Source organism: Paenibacillus sp. GYB003 (assembly GCF_036577625.1).
In the GTDB taxonomy this organism is placed as follows: domain Bacteria; phylum Bacillota; class Bacilli; order Paenibacillales; family NBRC-103111; genus Paenibacillus_AB.
In genome coordinates this window covers 196,423-213,550 of the sequence record NZ_JARBDC010000069.1, presented here as the reverse complement: position 1 = coordinate 213,550, position 17,128 = coordinate 196,423, and the positions used below count along the sequence as shown (strand labels likewise).

Below are 17,128 nucleotides of genomic sequence, written 5' to 3'. Positions count from 1 at the left end.
CGAAATGTTCTTTTCAATCGGAGCGGACGGATGTACAATCAGGCGAGAGACTTATGCCCGCGGCGGGGTTTCACCGATCCGGCGCGGGCTCGGCGGGGACCGCTCCGGGGAAGGAATGCAGCCATGTCGACCAAAACGGCCAATAAATGGGCCATCCTGCAAATCGTCAATATGGGAACGTTAATTTCCACGTTGGACGTCGGAATCGTCAACGTATCGCTGCCGGTGATGGCCGAGCAATTTTCGGTGACGCTGGCGCAAATCGGCTGGGTCGCGACCGTTTATTTGCTGACGATGGTCGCGCTTTTGCCGTTTCTCGGCAAGCTGTCCGACAGGCTCGAGCGGCGCAAAGTGTACAGCTTGGGCTTTTTCGTGTTCGGCATCGGCTCCCTGCTCATCGCGATTTCGCACGGCTTCGCCGCGCTGCTGCTGTCGCGCTGCCTGCAAGGCGTCGGGGCGACGATGATTATGGCGAACAGCCAGGCGATGGTGCGCGAAGTGTTTCCCGACCATGAGCGCGGACGGGCGCTCGGCGTCAATGCGGTCGTCATCTCGATCGGCACGCTTTCGGGCCCCGCGCTGGGGGGATTGCTGCTCGAGTTCGCGGACTGGCCCGTGCTGTTCTGGATCAACGTCCCGATCGCGCTCGTCGCCTGCGTGCTCGGACTTCGCCTTTTTCCGTGCGGGACGGGCGGCTCCTCCAAAACGCGGATCGACTTCGTCGGCTCGTTTTTGCTCGCGGCGGGCGCTTGCCTGCTGATGATGGCGGCCGAATCGGCCAAAGCCAACGCTGCGTTTCGGGCGGAAGCGGTCGTCGAAGGGGCGATCGGCGCCGCCTTGCTGGTCGCCCTCTGGCTGCAAAGCCGGCGGATCGATTACGGCATTTTGGACCGGGAGCTGTTTCGCCGGCGGAACGTATGGCTCGGCAACGCCGGGTCGTTTCTGATCAACCTGGCGCAGACGGCGACGCTTATTCCGGTTACGTTTTATTTGCAAAGCCAGCTCGGCTATTCCGCTTGGGCGACCGGGGCGCTGCTCATGCTGCAGCCGCTTGTCATGGGCTTCGTCGCGCCGTTCGCCGGCTGGTTCCGCGACAAATACGGCGGCGCGGCGCCGATCGCGCTCGGCTCGCTGTGCTGCGCCGTTTCGATGCTGTTCGTCGCCCTGCCCGGCGGCGTGACGCCGGTAACGGTCGGCTTGCAGCTGGCGGCGTTCGGCGTCGGCATCGGGCTGTTCCACGCGACGAACAACGCCGAAATTATGAGCGCGGCTCCCGCGTCGAAGAGCAGTCTTGCCGGCAGTCTGCTGGCGATGGTCCGCTACCTCGGGCAAATCGCCGGCATCGGGCTGGCGACGCTGCTCGTCGGCTCGATGGGCTCGTCCGCCGGGGACGGCGAATCGTTCGGCGCGCCGATCCGGGCGCTGTTCGCGGTTTGCTTCGTGATGTGTCTGGCGGTAACGGTCGCCGGACGTCTCGTGCCGAAGGAACGGCAGACGGGCGAGAGCGCGTCCGCCTAAGCCGCGGCGAAACGGCTCGTCGCGAATCAAGATGGGCATCCGCACATACAATGTACCAAATCGAGTGCGGAGGGACCTGCGATGGCAACATACGAACAATCGGCGCTGTTCGAGCACCGCTTTTGGCTGCAAGTGCTCGGCGATCACAGCCGGTTTATCCGGGACGCGTTGGCGCCGAAGGAGACGGAGGAGATCGCCCGCGCCGAGCAATTCGTCGCGCAGTACGACAAGCTGCTGGGGCAAGCGCGGAAGCCGCTCGCGGGCGCCGGGCTGACGGCCTTGAACGCGGCCGCTTCCGGGCTGACCGCCGAGCTGCGGGCGTTCAAGCTTCATTTGCTGCAGCGGCATTTGACCGGCACGATTTCGATCGGTCTGTCGCCGAGCTTTTTGAATCATATGGTGAACGAGCTGGAGGAGTACGAGCGCGTTCTTCGCGAGCTTTCGGCGGGCCGTCCCGCGCCGTTGTATCATCCGCTCCATTACCATCTCGTCTGGCTTCAGGACGCGTACGGCCATGCGGCGTCGATCACGGGGCATCTCGACATGGCCGAGAAGAAGCTGCAGCAGGAGAGCGAGGCGTATCGCAAGCAGTTCGAGCATTTTTATTTGAAGGCCGTCGAGATGGCCGGCTATTTGCGGACGAACGTCAAACGGTTTCCGGCGCTGGCGAAGTTCGGCAGCGACGTGAAGATGGAGATGCTGCTGTTTATGAAGTTTTTGCACGAGCTGCTGGAGCTCGACATTTCGAAGGAGCTGCTCGGGACGATCGCGCCGCTGATGGCCGACCATATGGCGCGCGAGGAATGCTATTATTTGACGAAGCTGTCCGAGGTGTCCGATCTCGAAAAGCCGAACTGCGACCCGACGTCGGAGCGCGTGGAGGCGTAGCCGCTATTCGGCCGAAGACGAAGGGAACGAGCAAGGCCGTCCGTATGCGTTCGCGCGTACCGGCGGCCTCTTCGTCAACGGGGATCGCGCCGGTAGCGTTCGCCGCGCGCTTCTACTCCCAGGAGTTCGCCTGCCGTCTCACCGAGTCGGCGTGAAGCCGTCCTTTTTGCAGGACGGGGGTCGGGACGATCGTGTTGTACCGGGCGATTTTTTTGTTGATCGCATCGAGCTTCGTTTGGATGGACCCCGGGTCGTCGCTCGCCTCGTCGCAATGGCGAAGCAGGGCGCGGATGTCGTCGCGGATTTCGTGCTGCAGCTCCAGCCATGGGGGCAAGTAATTGGCGTTTTTCAAAATGGAGTTCATGATGTCGCCGGTCGGCACATCGATCGGCTTTCCTTTTCCGCTCAAATGGTCCAAGCCGCCGTTCTTCTGGCAATCGCGGATCGCTTCGTCGATCCAATGCTGCATGCGGCGCTCCTGGATAATGGTGCTGGCGGCGTTCTCGTACACTTCGCCGCCGACGGGCGTCGGGGCGGGCCCCGTCGGGACGAACGGGGCTTCGATTTTGCCGGATTTGTTGCGGCGGAACCAGACGGTCATGCGCATCATCCTTTCTTTGCCGACTCGATTTCACTGCTATTATAGCCGTTTCCGCGCCGTTTGCCGCTGCGAATTGTGAGAAAATTATGACAATTGATTCCGCGTATTCGATGCTCCGAGTATGCTCTCCAGCAGCTTCAAGTTTTGGACGATGCCTTCGTCGTCCGGAATATACCGGTGGGCGATTCTGTTGTGGCGGTAAGACCGTTCGTAATCGCCGATCCGAAAAAAGCAAAGACCGAGCTGCATATGCGGTAACCAGGAATATTGAACGGACTCTTCGCCGTTCGGCTTGTAATCGGCCGCCAAGCTGTACCAAAAAATCGCCTGGGCGAACCGCTCGCGCTCCAAAAAATAGTATCCGAGCCGGCAGCACGCCTCCGGGCGCGGAATGTCGTACTCGAACGTTCGGAACGTGATTTCCGTTTCTTTCGCCCGGTCGCCGAGCCGGTAATAGCAGTCGGCGAGGTTCGCGGACGCCGGGTTCCGCGGGATCGTACCGAACGCGTCACGCCGGCTTCGGGGCGATGCGCCGGCGCATCGAAAACGATGCGGCGGCCGCCGCCAATCCGAGCGCCGCGATCAAGCCGGCGGTCCACGGGTTATACTGGACGGTCGAAGCGGCGTCCGCGACGACTCCGCCGGCTCCGGCCCCGAGCGCGATGCCCAAATGGACGATCGACAGGTTCAACCCGAGCACCAGGTTGCCGGACTCCGGGTCTTGCTGGATGAAATACGTTTGCAGCGCCGGCGCGTTCATGAACAGAGCCGTAAACCAGAGGGCGATCAAAAGCAAGCCGAGAAGCGCGGAGGCGGCGAACAGCGGCAACGCAAGCAGCAGTGCCGCCGACAGCGACAGCGAGACGGCGATGATGCGGACCGCGCCCCACCGGTCCACGCCGAAGCCGCCCAGCCGCGATCCGGCGATGCCGAACACGCCGAACGCGAGCATCGACCAGCCGACCTCCGCCGTCCGCAAATGAACGACGTTTTGCAAATACGGCGCCAAATACGTCATCATGGCGGAGTTGCTCGCATTGAGCAGCAGCGACATGAGAAGCCCGCTCGCGACGACCGGATGGCCCAGTACGGCGAATCTGCGCAGGAACGGCACCGGCGCGTCCCCTTCGACATGCGGCAGCAGGCGAAGCAGCGCGAACGTTACGATCAGGCTGATCAGCCCGAGGACGGCGAAGATGGCCCGCCAGTTGCCCGCATTCGCGGCGGCGACACCGAGCGGCACCCCGAGCGCCATGGCGAAGCCGAAGCCGAGCGCGATCAGGCTGACGGCGCTGCCGATCCGCTCGGGAGGAACGAGCTTCGCGATCGAGCCGACGGCGACGACGGAATAAATGCCGGCGCTTATGCCGAGGACGATCCGGGAGACGAACAAGACGGTATAATTCGGACTCCACAGCGAAACGAGGCTGCCGAACGTAAACAAAACCAGCGAAGCGATAATGAGCCGTTTGCGCTGCATTCGGGCGGTTAAAGCGATCAGTATCGGCGTGCCGATGGCGAACGGAAGCGAGTAGGCGGATATAAGCTGCCCGGCGGCGGCGACGGATATATGGAGATCGTCCGCGATCACGTTCAGCATGCCGGCGACGACCAGTTCGGCCGTGCCCGTTATGAAAGCTCCCAAGGCGAGCAAATAGACGACAAGACGACGATTCATCGGTTTCAATCCTTTCGCTTTGCGGTATAATGGGAGCAGGACGGCTAGCACGTGCGGGACTCCCGTACCGGGTGTTAGGGCGGTTTGCGCGGACCGCTTGTAAGTCATTATATAGAGGCCGCCGCAGACGCGAAAGAAGGCAAAACGGTTGGACGTAGTCCGTTTCGTCTGACTCGCTTACTAAAAGGAAGTGAGGGGGATGCACAATGAGTTCCGCCTCGGAACCGCTTCAAGAGCAGCCGAGCATTTGCGAAGTGCTGCAAATTATGGGCGCCAAATGGGGATTCCTCGTCATTACCGAGCTGTTCAAAGGACCGAAACGGTTCAAGCAGCTGCAGCGCGACGTCGCCGTCGTCAAAACGCAGTCGCTGACGGATACGCTCCGGCTGCTGGAGCATAACGGCATCGTCAGGCGCGAAGTGTTTCCGACCGTTCCCGTAACGGTGGAATATTCGCTGACCGACAAAGGCGCCGACTTTCACAACGTGGTGGCCGCGATGGACAGCTGGGCGACGAAGTGGGGGAAACGCGGCGGAGACGTCGGTTAACGGAGGGCTTCACGGCACCGTGGTCGCGGAACGATTCGGATCGGGTTCCGGTTACGGTTCGAGGCCGTGCGGCCAAGCAGCGGCGCTTTTTTGCGGCGGCGCAGCGGGTGTGAATCGCTGTCGAGCTGCGAAGCGGCGGCCGGTCGGCCGATCCGCCTTTCCTCGAAGCCGTGGTCTGAGGCTCTAAAGCCTCTTATCCCGATTCCGGTTCCCAAAAAGTACAATTAACGTACCCCGAAAACGCCGCCCTTTGTTCGGCTCCCGGCCTGTATGCCAATGGAACCGGCTCGCAAACGCCAAAAGGCGGAGCCGTCGACTCCGCCCTACTGTATGGTGCGGACGCCGGTACCGCCCGGCGCCGGTTATTCGTCCCCGTAATGCTCATAGACGATCGTACGGATGCGGTCCTCGCTCAAATGATAAATATCGGCCAAGCGCGAGACGCTCACTCCGTCGACGAACTTTTGCGCGATTTCTTTGTTGCGCTGCTCCAGCTCGTCGCGGATCCCCGTTTTTTCGCCCCAGCCGGCCCGTTCCGTTTGCGGAATGTACAAATGCTGGCCGCGGACGTATTTCTGGATTTCCCGGACCAAATGATCGGGCAGCACGTCTTTCGCGTTCCGGTATCGGCTCATCGCTCCTCCCGCCTTACTTCAACGTTTTCGTGAACGACAGCATGCTGCCGAGAAAATCGTGAAACCCTTCTTGAACGAGAAGCGTCAGCACATCGACATGCTTCAGCGAAAAAGTAGCGGTAACATTATTCAATCCAAGCTGTTTCATCGAATGGAGAACGGCTTGCACGAAACGTTTCTTTTCGCTCCGGTGCAGCTCGAACCGGGGACGGAAATGGACGTTGAACGCCGTGGCCGAAAGTTCGTCCTTCTGCGGATTCACTTTTTTTACTTTGTAGTAGGCGATGGCCGCGATGTCGTTCCCCTTGCCGCGCAGCGTTAAAATGACGTTGCTCGGTTCCGCGGTGCGGAGCTGGTGCTTGAATACGTCGGCGTCCGTCTCGTTATCGTCCTCCGCCATCATGCGATAAATGTCGTCTTTTTCCATATCGGTTTCGGCGACGATGCGGCTGGAGTCGATCTGCTCCGGCTCTTTCCAGTAGTTAAGAGACAAGAAGGCGCCGGTTCGCGCGAATTCCTCGGACTCGAAGCCCAGCCTTTCGAGAACGCTGATTTCCCGGTTGCGGATTTGGGCGAATTGCGTGGAGGCGAAATAAAACAGCTTCGTGCCGCCGCGCTCCAGCACGATCTGCTCGCACCGGTTCAGCAAGGCGTTAAGCCGGGGGAGATCGTACCGGTTAACGCCGTAATCCAGTATGCCGTTTTCTTTGCGCGGATGGACCCCCATAAACGCCGTTATGCGGCCGTCCTCCTCGATTACGAAGCCTTTGCTCTCGGGCTGCGGCGAATCGGGCCCTTCCGGGAAATAGTCGCTGCGCAGTTTTTCCGCGGAACGAATCGACAATCGCTTATCCCGGGAAGCGTTCCGTTTCGTCTCCAATATCAAATCGTGAATTTGTCCGAAATCGTCGTCGGCTCTAACTTCCCGCACGATCGCTTCGCTCGTCGCCATCGTCGCACCAGCTCCTTAACGTTGATAGTCCCATTATGCCAGCGCCGGCGCGTCTAAGAAATATTGGAAATTTGTATAAAAATGTTCGCCTGTCACGTTCGCCAGCAACATCAGCCGCCATACGACGAAGCTGTACGGGGATGCGGACTTCGCGCGCGACATAGGGCCGTCGTTCCGATTCGTTCCGCATGCAAACGGAGGTCGTCGCCCGTTTGTGCGGTATCGCGGAAGGAACCCGACGGGAGCGGATCGAATCTTATTTGTTGAACCCGCCGGCCGAGCTCGGGCAGAGCGGCAGCCCGTTCATGCCGTTTTTATTACGGGGCGCTTGCGCTGTCCGGACGCCTACGGGCTTATGCCGGACGACATGCGGACCCCATTACGGGCAAATGGTCGAAAACGGCGGACGACCTGCCGGGACATGTACCCGAATTACGCCAAAGCCGCGCCGATCCCGATATGCCGGCGCGCAGCCATATCCGGCTGCCGGGCGGGCTGAAGGGCGACGTTTCGCAGCGAAACGGTCAAGCGCTGCAAGCGGCTGTAAGCGTCGGTCCGGCGCAGGGCAGGTTCGACTTTTCGGAAAAGAGGGATGGGCATGCTCAAAATCGGTCTTGCATCGCTTCGCCACCAGCCGACGCTCGATCAAGGACTGGCCAAAATCGGGGAAACGCTGCGGCAGTGCCGCGAATACGGCGTCGACATCGTCTGCTTCCCCGAAGCATATTTGCCCGGCCTCCGGGGCACGGACGTGGCGCTGCCGCCTCCCGATCAGCCGGCGATGGAGCGCGCGCTCGAGACGCTGCGGCATATGTGCGGGCAGCATAAGACGTCGGCGATCGTAGGGATGGAGTGGACGTCGCCGCTCGGGCTGCACAATCGGGCTTACGTCGTGTCGGACGAGGGCGATGTGCTCGGCTTCCAAACGAAAAACCAAATTCCGCCCGGCGGCGAGTCCGAGCATTACGTACCCGACGGGACTCGAACGATGTTTCGTATCAAAGGCGTACCGTTCGGCATCGCCATTTGCCATGAAGCGTGGCGATACCCGGAGACGGTGCGGTGGGCCGCGGTGCGCGGCGCGCAAATCGTCTTTCAGCCGCAATGGACGGGCCGACACAGCGGGCAGACGAAACGGATGCAGTGGGGCGAGTCGTTTTTCGAGAAAGCGATGGTGTGCCGAGCCGGCGAAAACACGATCTATTTTGCCAGCGTCAATTTGGCGATGGATGGCCAGACGTCGGCGACGTCGCTCATCGATCCGCACGGCAGACTGATCGATCACGTCCCGTACGGCGCTGAACAGCTGCTCGTCTGCGATATCGATCCGGACAAGGCGACGCGATTGTTCGCGAGCCGGTTCGATCCGTCGCTGCTGCCTGACGAATAAGCCGGCCGAGCGCGAACGGCGCGAACGGCGAGTGGCGCCTGCCGTTTTTACATCCGGCGTATCCTTATGCTGCCGAGCCGGTGGAATAGTACGAACGGGAAAACCTCACGTTAATCCGCTCTCGTATAGGCGCCGTTTCGAAATACCGGGAAAAGCTCCGGTTAAAGTGGCGCTGAATCGGCGAAAAGCGCGGTATGGGCGAATTTAGCGGGACGTTTTCCCGTTGCTCTGCCCGGAAACGGGAAACGGCCGAAAATAGAGGGAACTTTTCCATTTCATTTCCCGCTTCGCTGCAGTTGCGGCGTGCAAGCAGGATCGGTTTGCGCAGAAAGACCGTCGTCCGACGGTCTTTTCTAATGCGAATTTCGGCGCTGAGCGCAGGTGCAATACAAACAAAAACGGGCATGCCGAACGCGAATGGTACAAACTTTTCCGGTTCTCGCGGAATACAGTAATCGTAAGTGCGAGACTATGAAGTGGGGGAGTGGGAAGATTGGAGAAGGCGTTCGTGAACGGCGTAACCATTTGCTACGATACCGTCGGGGAAGGGTTTCCGTTGATCGGGATTACCGGGAAAGACAGCAACATGGACTGGTGGCATCCGGCGGTCAAGCAGGCGTTCAGCGAGAACCATCGTTTCATCATGCTCGACAACCGCGGTTCCGGACGCAGCGATGCGCCGACCGAGCCGTACGGCATCTCGGATATGGCCAAAGACGTCGTCGGCTTGATGGACGTGCTGGGCATCGAGAAAGCGCACTTGTTCGGCCAATCGATGGGCGGCATGATCGCGCAGGAGATCGCGATCGAACATCCGGAGCGCGTGGCGAAGCTGATTTTATGCGGCACGACGTGCGGAGTAACGCGGGTGCTGCCTTCGTTTCGGATGATCCGATGGCTGATGCGAAAATCGACCGGCTTTTCCCCGCAAGATACGCTCGACATGCTGTTTTCCAAATCGTACATGCGGCGGCATCCGGACATGATCGCGTCGCTCGTCGAACGGATGGAGCAAGCGCCGCCGAATCCGGTCAGCGTTCAAATGCACAAGCAGGCAAGCAGAAGTTTCGATTCGTTCGATCGGCTCGGACGCATCAAGGCGCCGACGCTCATCATTCACGGCAAAGACGACTGGGTATTCCGCGCCAAGCACGCCAAGCTGTTGAACCGGCGCATCGCGGGCTCCGAGCTGGTGCTGATTCCGGGTGCGGGACACGGCGTGTTTTCGCAGGAGCGGAGTACGGTGTTGGCGGAAATTCGCCGTTTTCTCAACCGGTAACGAGCAGCCGAAGAAACCCGTCGGGGTACGATGAGCCCCGAAGACGATACACCGATTGCAGGAGAAGATCCGGGAGCCCACCGACCGGACCCGACTCAAAGCTGACAAGAACATACATGCTTAATAAGCCGCGCAGCTGCGGCTTTTTTCGTTCATATGAGTCATCGTTACTGTCGACAGATCGGCAATGGTTGCTTGCGACAAATGGGCTTCCATAGTATTTTCCGCATTTCCATAACAATTTCCAAGTTGTCCAAGTATGCGCCTTATGAAAACAGGATTGGTATTGACGCCGGCCGCAATCGGATCGGAGGTTACTGGAGCTTGGCGTTTTTTTGCGACCAACGCCATCCATGTCCAGGATATGAAGCGCAACGGTGTATTCCAGTGCTGCATGTTTCTTATTCGTTTAGGGAGAAGAGATCTTTCCTTTGGTTTAGCTCGTCATGCCGCCGGGTGAACAGAAATACGACGAGCCCGATAAGGACGACAGCCCCTCCGACGATTCCGAGCCAGGTGACGGATCCATATTGGATAACAAGGCCGCCGGTCATGGAGCCGAGAGCCGTTCCCACATAAAGTGTGGAATGATGCAAAGAGAGCACGACCCCCGAATCTTTTCCGGATAACCCAATCAGTCTGTGCTGCTGCGCTGGATTGAACGTAAAGCCGGCGAAACCCCATAGAGCCATCGCGGCTATGCCGAGAGCGACGGACTTGAAGAAGGATAAGGCAACGACCGCAACCATCAGCAGGAGAAGCGCCAATACGATGGTGCGAGCAGGACCGTACCGGTCTGCAGCGAAGCCCCCGAAGTTGACGCCCAGAAAGCTGGCGATTCCCGAAATGAGCAGCATAACCGTGATCGTATTTTCCCCGGCCCCGACTCTGCCAAATATATCGCCAATATAGGTGTATACGACGTAAATGCCGAAAGCCCAGGCCAGCGTTATCGATAAAGCGGTCAGGATGGTCGGGTTTTTCAGAAAAGACAGCCGTTCTGCCAAAGTGACGGATGCGGGTGCCGAAATGGCGGGAAAAAACAAGCGAATGCAGACGGCGGCGACCAAGGCGATAATGCCGACAAACCAGAAGGTCATTTTCCAATCAAATACCGAAGCAATCCAATTCCCGAGCGGGACACCTAAGACTAACGCGACGGTCATTCCGCCAATGACGATGGAAAGCGCCTGTCCCCGTTTTCCTGGAGCGGCAAGGATGGAAGCGCTGTGATTGGCTGCCGGTGTAAAGAGTCCGGCGCCTGCGGCAGCGACGATCCGTCCGACGAGAATGAGACCGTAGCTGGGCGCCAGGCCGCAAAGAATATTTCCGAGGGCAAAAATAAATAAGGCATACGTCAACAGTTTGCGCCGTTCAGCAAGTCCGGTAAGTGTCGTTAATACAGGAGAGCCGAGAGCATAGGCAATGGAGAACGCGGTAACCAACTGTCCGGCCGCGGATACGGAGGTTTGCAAATCCCGGGCAAGTGCGGGCAGCAGGCCGGCAATCATAAAACCTTCCGTTCCGATGACAAAGGTGCCGATTGCGAGAATAAAGATGCGAAAATTCATAGGGCTTCTCCTTTCAAGTACAAAAGTCGGATTCAAAGCAAACGGTGCAGTTACATTGAATTGCATAGGATGAGGGAATAGGTCAATAACACTGAATTAGTTTCATTGGTCGGCAAAAAAACATGACCGAAGAAAGCAAGGACACCGATCCGGTTTTATTGATGGCCAATGCAAAGGTTAACCTGGAGACCTTCCAAATGGCTTTTTCTCCGGTTAACCTGCAGTTTCTTATCCCGATTGTGAATTCTCGGCGAGTGTATCATGCAGCAGACGGGAGATCGTCACTTGTTCGAGTTCCTGCTTCATGGCTAATTCCGATTTTGTAAGAATCGGATTTAGGGCCGGTTGAATCCCTTTGCCGATCAGACATTTCGGATTCGGCGGACTGTGATGAAGCTCGAAGAGCGGCTTTTCCACAACAGCCTCATAAACATCCCGCAAGGTGATGGAATCCGGATGCCTGGCAAGCTTCCATCCGGGGGTGGTCCCTCCGTGCTGAACGATGACTAAATGGGCGTCATGGAGCGATTTTAGAATGCGGCGAATAAAAACCGGACTGGTGTTCACGCTATTTGCAATACGATCGGAAGTAACAAAATTGTCGTTATCTTCGGTCTTTTGCGCGATCCACGATAATATATGCAGCGCGACGACGTACCTGCTGACTACGGCCATCTGAACGCCCCCCTTCCAACAGTACCAGTATAGTTACAATGGACCTTCATGTCAACGTAATAGCCTACGGCGAAAGCTGCCTCCGCCTCCGCCTCCTTGCTGAACCGGCGATCGTTGAGCGTGCGGAAAAGGACGGCCCGCCCGGGATCCGGAGAAAACGAGATGCGTATCCGGCTATGCCGAATGCGCGAATCGGCTAACGAATCCTGCAATCGCTATCGGTGCCCCGTCCGATTCGTTCGGCGGAACAAGCCCGTGGAACGATACCGCGACAAAGTCTGCAAACGGACCGGCCGCGCGATAATACTCGTCGCGTTTTTTGTGTTTCGGCGAAACGGGGGACGTTGAAAAAGGTCCGAATGTCCGCGGCATTTTGGGCAATATAAGGGAGTACGGCCAAAATCGGACAACGAAGGAGTGAACGCAAGTCATGCCGTTAACGCAAACGATGCCGAACGCGCCGCAGCTGCAGCGCGTCAAAGATCAAGTCGCTTTCGTCACCGGCGCGGGTTCGGGAATCGGCCGGGCCGCCGCGATCAAGCTGGCGCAGGAAGGCGCCAAAGTATGTCTCGCCGATTTGAAGGAAAATCGCGCGGGGGACGTGTTGAAGCAAATCGAAAGCTTCGGCGGCCAGGCGATCGTCGCCGACATCGACGTATCGGACCCGACACGGATGGAAGCCGGCATCCGGCAAACGTTCGAGCAGTGGAACCGGCTCGATATCGTGTTCGCCAACGCCGGCATCAACGGAACGTGGACGCCGATCGAGAATATGGCGGAGCAGGATTGGGACAACACGCTGGCGACGAACTTGAAAGGAACGTTCCTTGCCGTCAAATACGCGATTCCCCATATGAAGCAAAACGGCGGCAGCATCATCGTGACGAGCTCGATCAACGGAAGCCGCAAATTTTCCGGCTTCGGCGCATCCGCCTACAGCGTCTCGAAAGCGGGTCAGGTCGCTTTCGCGAAAATGGCGGCGCTCGAGCTGGCGCGGTACAAAATCCGCGTCAACGTCATATGTCCGGGGGCCATCGAAACGAATATCGGAGAAAATACGAAAAAGACGCCGGAGCTGAAGCAGATCGAAATTCCGGTGCAATATCCGCAAGGCAGCCAGCCGCTCGAGCACAAGGCCGGCATGCCCGAGCAAGTCGCCGATCTGGTGCTGTTTCTCGCTTCCGGCGAGTCCAGCCACATTTCGGGCGCGGAAATCGTCATCGACGGGGCCGAGTCGCTGCTCTAAGGCGCACTCGCCGCCGTCCGATTCATACTGCGTCAAAGGAGCCGCGCACCTCGCCGCGGCTCTTTTTCGCGTTCGGATACCGAGCAGCAACAGCGTTATACGATCACGCAACATCGTTATATGCCCCTTTGTTATAGTTGCTTTAGAGATAGCGCTTTCTCGAAAATAACGGGAGGGGAAATGACGATGGGAAAAATGCCGAACGAGCGATTCGAGACGGAACCGCTTCGGGAAGCGCCGAAGCGGGAAACGGCGAATGCGGCAAGGCCGCTGCTTAGCCGACGAAGCATGCTGGCCGCCGTCGGCGCGGCCGGCGCCGCCGTTTTGGCCGGAGGCTTCTTGCATACGGCTTACGGCGATCAGTCGGTGAACGGGGCGGTGTACGGCAATGGCGACGACAAAAAGCTGCGCGACTGGACCAACGTGAAGACGCTCGGCATCGCCGGCGACGGGCAGACGCCGGCGGACCGGGACGTTATTCAAGCCGCCGTGAACGCCGCCCGCCAAGGGGACACGTTTTATTTTCCGCCGGACGTGGACGTGTTGTGCGTGCAGGCGATCGACATTACCGTGCCCGGCGTTACGTTTACGGGTGCGGGCAAGCTTCGGCTCGGCGCGGACAACGTCTATACGCTGCGCATTATGGCGGACGACGTCGTTGTGGACGGACTCGGCTTCCATAACCCGAGCGAGCTGAAGCGAATCGGCGAACCGCACGGAAGCGGGACGCGGTCGGGGGCGATCGAGATCCGGGCGCATCGCGCCATGATAACGCGCTGCCGCATCGACCGGATGCTGATCGGCATCCTGGTCAATTCGGGCACGAGCACGACCGAATACCGGGGAACGCGGATCGTAAACAATCAAATTACGAACCATCTGGGGGCGGCGAGGGAAGATTTGGGCGACGGGATTTGCATCTTCGGCTCGGACGCGATCGTAGTCGGCAACTATGTTGCATCCAAGCCCGGAGAAGACCCCCGCATCGGCATCAACTTCGAATCGCTTATCCACCCCGGCTGGGAAAACGGCCATATCGAAGACGGACACGGCACGATTCAGGGCAATGTGGTCGTCGGACCGTTCCGGCGCGGCATTCATATCGAAACGTCCGGCGTCACCGCGACCGGCAATACGGTGAAAGGGCAAACGTGGTGGGGGTTTATGTCCTACGGCGACCGCAACGTCATCGCGAACAACGTCGTCGAATCGCCGCCGTATAAAACGACCCCGGCGGGAGCGAGCTGGAACCCTCCCGTCAGCGGCATTATGGTGTACCGCGGCAAAGCCGCCGTCGTGGAGGGCAATACGATTATGGGCGGCGCCGCTCACGGGATCCGGGTCCATAAGGAAGCGTCGGGCGTGATCCTGAAAAGCAATCAGCTGGTGAAGTCCGCCTCGGGCGCATCGTTTACGTACGGCATCCATATCGTCGAAGCTCACGGAACGATCGTCGAAGGCAATCACATCTCGGAGGGGGCTTGCTCGGACCGCGGCATCTCCGTGTGGAAGGCGAAAAATATCCGGATTGCCGGCAATTACGTGGCGGGCTGCGGCTCGCACGGAATCAAGCTGGAGGGCGATCTTGGGCGGCGATACGACAGTCTCGTGCAAGGGAATATCGTCAAAAACAACGTCGGCTCGGGGATCAACCTGGTCCACAGCAGCTTTACGACGATCAGCGGAAATCAGTGCACCGACGACCGGGAAAATAAAACGCAGACGAGCGGGCTGCTGCTGTACAATTCCGACGACTGCCTCATTTACGGCAACGGGCTCGACGGAAACGCCGGCGCGGCCATCTCGCAAAGCTTGTGCGAGCGGCTGATCGCCTTCGGCAACAGAGGATACGCGGACGGCACGATCGTGACGTAACCGGCGGTACCGCCAAGCGATCATCGATTTGATAAACAGACGGGGGTTCGACGAAATGTACAAAACGAAATTGGTTTATCCGGCCTTGACCGTTGCGCTTTTGCTGACGGCCGGCTGCGCGAACGGCAAACAGACGCAAACGGACGTCGCGGCGACCGGCGGCAAGCCGGCCATCGATCTCAAGACGCCGGTCACGCTGAAAGTGGCTTATTCCGCGTCGGAGGAAAGCTTCAAGCAGTTCACGCAAAATCCGGTCATCAAGCAAAAATTTCCGAACGTAACGTTTCAGTACGTCAAATACGCCGACCTCGACAAAGCGATCGCCGCGGGCGATACGCCGGACTTGGTCAGCGCGATCATTTCCGCCTTCGCGGCGCTGGACGACTACGGCTTGCAATACGATGTCGGTCCTTTGGCGAAGCAGCTCGGGGTCGACATGAGCAAATTCGAGCAAAAAAAGCTGGAAGTCATACGGAGCTACGGCGCCAAAGGAGAGCTGTACGGCTTGCCGGACAACCTGGAGGAGACGAGTCCGTACAATACGTACGCGCTGATTTACAATAAAGACATTTTCGACAAATTCGCCGTGCCGTACCCGCAGGACAACATGACGTGGGATCAGACGGTCGATCTGGCCCGAAAATTCGTCCGGACCGACGGCGGGACGGAGTATAAAGGCTTGGTCGCCCACGCCGCCCCCCATTTTTTGGCGTTCCAGCTCGGGCTCGAATTCGTCGGCCCGAACGGGAAAGTGAGCACCGCCGATCCGAAATGGAGCGAGCTGCTGCGCATCAACGGGCGCATTTCCGGGGAGCAGGGCGGATTTTTGCCCAAGGGCGGCGACATCTCGAACTTTTACAAGACGAAAAACGTGGCGATGTACGCCGGGGATGCGGGCGATTTGTTCCGTGCGCCCGACAAATACGAATCCATCCAGTGGGACGCCGCTACGTATCCGGTATTCGCGGGAATGGCGCCCCATACGGTGGTGGGGCCGAACGGAGGCATGTGGACGATCACGGCGACGAGCAAGCACAAGGAGCTGGCGATGGCGGTGCTCGACACGATTTTGTCCCCGGAAGTGATGAAGTCGATTCCGAACTACGACTGGTGGAACCATCCGCTCGTGAAGACGAAACGGCTCGACGTGCTGAAAAATCCGAATTACCCGACGGTGAAAACGAACGATTACATGCAAAAATACAATTTGAAATTTCGTGCCGAAATCGCCAACGCGACCGAATCGGTGAGCAAAAACGGCGTCGACATCAACACGGCGCTCCGCACGTTCCAGGACAAATTCCAGGCCGTCATCGATGCGGATGGAAATAAGTAAGATGCTGGCGGTACGATGACGGCGACACGCCGGTAATGTGCTTGAATTGCTTGCAGAAATAGGCGTCGCTCTGAAAGCCGACCTGCGCGGCGATCGCTTTCACCGGCGTCTGCGTGGTGGCGATCAGCTTCGACGCTTCCTTGACGCGCCTGACGTTGACGTAGTCGGTGATCGACATGCCGGTATGCTTTTTGAACAGCCGCGACGCGTGATACGGCGACAGGAAGACGAAGTCGGCCAGCTTTTGCAGCGAAAACGTCTCGTGAAAATGATGCTCCAGCCACTCCAGCATTTTCTCGACATGATGCTGGGTGCGGGCGGGCGTCTCGTCCGAATCGCGCTCGTCGGGTGCGGACGACTTGCGCAGCCGGTTCAGCAGCTGGAGGAAAAAGATCATGTATTCCTCCTGCACATGCGCTTTTTTGACGCGAACGACGTCCTGCCTGAACTGCTCGATCAGCCGGCCGATTTCCCCGTCCGTGGCGAAACGGAACGCCTGGTCGGACAGCCGGTTGCGCAGAAGCCGTTGAAAATACGCGTACAGCTCGGGAAACGGGGCAAGCAGCGATTCCGCGATGACCGGATTGATGAAAAAGACCGAGCGGACGTAGCGGACGTCGGAATTTCCCGTCATCTCGACTTTATGGAGCTGAAACGGCTGAAAGTAAAGCAGCGATCCCGGACCGACCGGGAGCGGCTTCCGGTCGATGGTGGCGACGCCGGTTCCTTCGTGGATATACAAAAATTCCATCCCTTGATGGAAGTGAAGTATCGCGAAATCGCCGTCCGTCGACTGCCGGATGACGGCGTTCATAAACTGGCTTTCCTGAAAAACTTCGCCGGCGTTCGATTTGCGCATCCGATCCCTCCCGTAAGACGCGTGTAACTGCTTTTAGTATAGCAAACGATAAGTGCCGAACGAAAGGAAAGGAAAAA

General features: G+C 58.7%; 17 protein-coding genes. 8 read left to right on the top strand and 9 right to left on the bottom strand.

Features of this window, described 5'->3' with window-relative positions:
• Positions 1-123: 123 nt before the first annotated feature.
• Both PV407_RS22570 and PV407_RS22565 read left to right on the top strand, forming a co-directional pair.
• Positions 124-1,518 (top strand): MFS transporter, encoded by a 1,395-nt coding sequence (locus PV407_RS22570; protein ID WP_332092258.1) that lies wholly within the window; start codon positions 124-126, stop codon positions 1,516-1,518.
• 81 nt (positions 1,519-1,599) lie between these two features.
• On the top strand, positions 1,600-2,406 hold the full coding sequence (locus tag PV407_RS22565; protein ID WP_332092257.1) for a DUF2935 domain-containing protein: 807 nt from the start codon (positions 1,600-1,602) through the stop codon (positions 2,404-2,406).
• A 112-nt stretch (positions 2,407-2,518) separates the two neighbouring features.
• Here PV407_RS22565 and PV407_RS22560 read toward each other — a convergent pair whose 3' ends face one another.
• The 3 genes from PV407_RS22560 to PV407_RS22550 form a co-directional block, all read right to left on the bottom strand.
• On the bottom strand, positions 2,519-3,007 hold the full coding sequence (locus PV407_RS22560) for a J-domain-containing protein (RefSeq protein ID WP_332092256.1): 489 nt from the start codon (positions 3,005-3,007) through the stop codon (positions 2,519-2,521).
• An 84-nt stretch (positions 3,008-3,091) separates the two neighbouring features.
• Positions 3,092-3,358, bottom strand: coding sequence for a tetratricopeptide repeat protein (locus PV407_RS22555; RefSeq protein WP_332092255.1), 267 nt, complete (start codon positions 3,356-3,358; stop codon positions 3,092-3,094).
• Between the two features lie 157 nt (positions 3,359-3,515).
• Entirely contained in the window at positions 3,516-4,685 is a 1,170-nt protein-coding gene (locus tag PV407_RS22550; protein ID WP_332092254.1) for an MFS transporter, read from the bottom strand.
• Positions 4,686-4,891: 206 nt separating this feature from the next.
• On the opposite strand from PV407_RS22550, the gene PV407_RS22545 reads away from it, so the two are divergent.
• Positions 4,892-5,233 (top strand): winged helix-turn-helix transcriptional regulator, encoded by a 342-nt coding sequence (locus tag PV407_RS22545; RefSeq protein WP_332092253.1) that lies wholly within the window; start codon positions 4,892-4,894, stop codon positions 5,231-5,233.
• 362 nt (positions 5,234-5,595) lie between these two features.
• On the opposite strand, the gene PV407_RS22540 is transcribed toward PV407_RS22545, so the two are convergent.
• Together PV407_RS22540 and PV407_RS22535 are read right to left on the bottom strand one after the other, a co-directional pair.
• The gene (locus PV407_RS22540; RefSeq protein ID WP_332092252.1) at positions 5,596-5,868 is read right to left on the bottom strand and encodes a CD3324 family protein; all 273 of its coding nucleotides are present in this window, start codon (positions 5,866-5,868) and stop codon (positions 5,596-5,598) included.
• A 13-nt stretch (positions 5,869-5,881) separates the two neighbouring features.
• A complete protein-coding gene (locus PV407_RS22535; RefSeq protein ID WP_332092251.1) occupies positions 5,882-6,820 on the bottom strand; it encodes a hypothetical protein in 939 nt (312 codons plus the stop codon).
• A gap of 598 nt (positions 6,821-7,418) precedes the next feature.
• Between PV407_RS22535 and PV407_RS22530 the strand changes: the two genes are divergently transcribed.
• Both PV407_RS22530 and PV407_RS22525 read left to right on the top strand, forming a co-directional pair.
• Positions 7,419-8,210 (top strand): carbon-nitrogen hydrolase family protein, encoded by a 792-nt coding sequence (locus PV407_RS22530; RefSeq protein ID WP_332092250.1) that lies wholly within the window; start codon positions 7,419-7,421, stop codon positions 8,208-8,210.
• Positions 8,211-8,703: 493 nt separating this feature from the next.
• Positions 8,704-9,489, top strand: coding sequence for an alpha/beta fold hydrolase (locus tag PV407_RS22525; RefSeq protein ID WP_332092249.1), 786 nt, complete (start codon positions 8,704-8,706; stop codon positions 9,487-9,489).
• A 120-nt stretch (positions 9,490-9,609) separates the two neighbouring features.
• On the opposite strand, the gene PV407_RS22520 is transcribed toward PV407_RS22525, so the two are convergent.
• From PV407_RS22520 to PV407_RS22510, 3 genes are all read right to left on the bottom strand, one after another.
• On the bottom strand, positions 9,610-9,885 hold the full coding sequence (locus PV407_RS22520) for a hypothetical protein (RefSeq protein WP_332092248.1): 276 nt from the start codon (positions 9,883-9,885) through the stop codon (positions 9,610-9,612).
• Positions 9,886-9,890: 5 nt separating this feature from the next.
• Positions 9,891-11,060 (bottom strand): MFS transporter, encoded by a 1,170-nt coding sequence (locus PV407_RS22515; protein ID WP_332092247.1) that lies wholly within the window; start codon positions 11,058-11,060, stop codon positions 9,891-9,893.
• Positions 11,061-11,288: 228 nt separating this feature from the next.
• Positions 11,289-11,735 (bottom strand): Rrf2 family transcriptional regulator, encoded by a 447-nt coding sequence (locus PV407_RS22510; protein WP_332092246.1) that lies wholly within the window; start codon positions 11,733-11,735, stop codon positions 11,289-11,291.
• Between the two features lie 430 nt (positions 11,736-12,165).
• On the opposite strand from PV407_RS22510, the gene PV407_RS22505 reads away from it, so the two are divergent.
• The 3 genes from PV407_RS22505 to PV407_RS22495 all read left to right on the top strand — a co-directional run bounded on the left by PV407_RS22505 (position 12,166) and on the right by PV407_RS22495 (position 16,192).
• Positions 12,166-12,981 carry an SDR family oxidoreductase gene (locus PV407_RS22505; protein WP_332092245.1) on the top strand — a complete coding sequence of 272 codons (816 nt, stop codon included), beginning with the start codon at positions 12,166-12,168 and terminating at the stop codon, positions 12,979-12,981.
• A gap of 186 nt (positions 12,982-13,167) precedes the next feature.
• A complete protein-coding gene (locus tag PV407_RS22500; protein ID WP_332092244.1) occupies positions 13,168-14,856 on the top strand; it encodes a right-handed parallel beta-helix repeat-containing protein in 1,689 nt (562 codons plus the stop codon).
• A gap of 55 nt (positions 14,857-14,911) precedes the next feature.
• A complete protein-coding gene (locus tag PV407_RS22495; RefSeq protein ID WP_332092243.1) occupies positions 14,912-16,192 on the top strand; it encodes an ABC transporter substrate-binding protein in 1,281 nt (426 codons plus the stop codon).
• Here PV407_RS22495 and PV407_RS22490 read toward each other — a convergent pair.
• On the bottom strand, positions 16,167-17,051 hold the full coding sequence (locus PV407_RS22490; RefSeq protein WP_332092242.1) for an AraC family transcriptional regulator: 885 nt from the start codon (positions 17,049-17,051) through the stop codon (positions 16,167-16,169). The two genes, PV407_RS22495 and PV407_RS22490, sit on opposite strands and share 26 nt — an antisense overlap.
• Positions 17,052-17,128 lie beyond the last annotated feature (77 nt).

Excerpts from the sequence above, each read along its gene's own strand:
- PV407_RS22560 (WP_332092256.1), bottom strand. The coding sequence starts at position 3,007 with ATGACCGTCTGGTTCCGCCGCAACAAATCCGGCAAAATCGAAGCCCCG.
- PV407_RS22515 (WP_332092247.1), bottom strand. The coding sequence starts at position 11,060 with ATGAATTTTCGCATCTTTATTCTCGCAATCGGCACCTTTGTCATCGGA.
- PV407_RS22510 (WP_332092246.1), bottom strand. The coding sequence starts at position 11,735 with ATGGCCGTAGTCAGCAGGTACGTCGTCGCGCTGCATATATTATCGTGG.
- PV407_RS22545 (WP_332092253.1), top strand. The coding sequence starts at position 4,892 with ATGAGTTCCGCCTCGGAACCGCTTCAAGAGCAGCCGAGCATTTGCGAA.
- PV407_RS22570 (WP_332092258.1), top strand. The coding sequence starts at position 124 with ATGTCGACCAAAACGGCCAATAAATGGGCCATCCTGCAAATCGTCAAT.
- PV407_RS22530 (WP_332092250.1), top strand. The coding sequence starts at position 7,419 with ATGCTCAAAATCGGTCTTGCATCGCTTCGCCACCAGCCGACGCTCGAT.
- PV407_RS22565 (WP_332092257.1), top strand. The coding sequence starts at position 1,600 with ATGGCAACATACGAACAATCGGCGCTGTTCGAGCACCGCTTTTGGCTG.
- PV407_RS22540 (WP_332092252.1), bottom strand. The coding sequence starts at position 5,868 with ATGAGCCGATACCGGAACGCGAAAGACGTGCTGCCCGATCATTTGGTC.
- PV407_RS22550 (WP_332092254.1), bottom strand. The coding sequence starts at position 4,685 with ATGAATCGTCGTCTTGTCGTCTATTTGCTCGCCTTGGGAGCTTTCATA.
- PV407_RS22505 (WP_332092245.1), top strand. The coding sequence starts at position 12,166 with ATGCCGTTAACGCAAACGATGCCGAACGCGCCGCAGCTGCAGCGCGTC.
- PV407_RS22500 (WP_332092244.1), top strand. The coding sequence starts at position 13,168 with ATGGGAAAAATGCCGAACGAGCGATTCGAGACGGAACCGCTTCGGGAA.
- PV407_RS22520 (WP_332092248.1), bottom strand. The coding sequence starts at position 9,885 with ATGCAGCACTGGAATACACCGTTGCGCTTCATATCCTGGACATGGATG.
- PV407_RS22495 (WP_332092243.1), top strand. The coding sequence starts at position 14,912 with ATGTACAAAACGAAATTGGTTTATCCGGCCTTGACCGTTGCGCTTTTG.
- PV407_RS22490 (WP_332092242.1), bottom strand. The coding sequence starts at position 17,051 with ATGCGCAAATCGAACGCCGGCGAAGTTTTTCAGGAAAGCCAGTTTATG.
- PV407_RS22535 (WP_332092251.1), bottom strand. The coding sequence starts at position 6,820 with ATGGCGACGAGCGAAGCGATCGTGCGGGAAGTTAGAGCCGACGACGAT.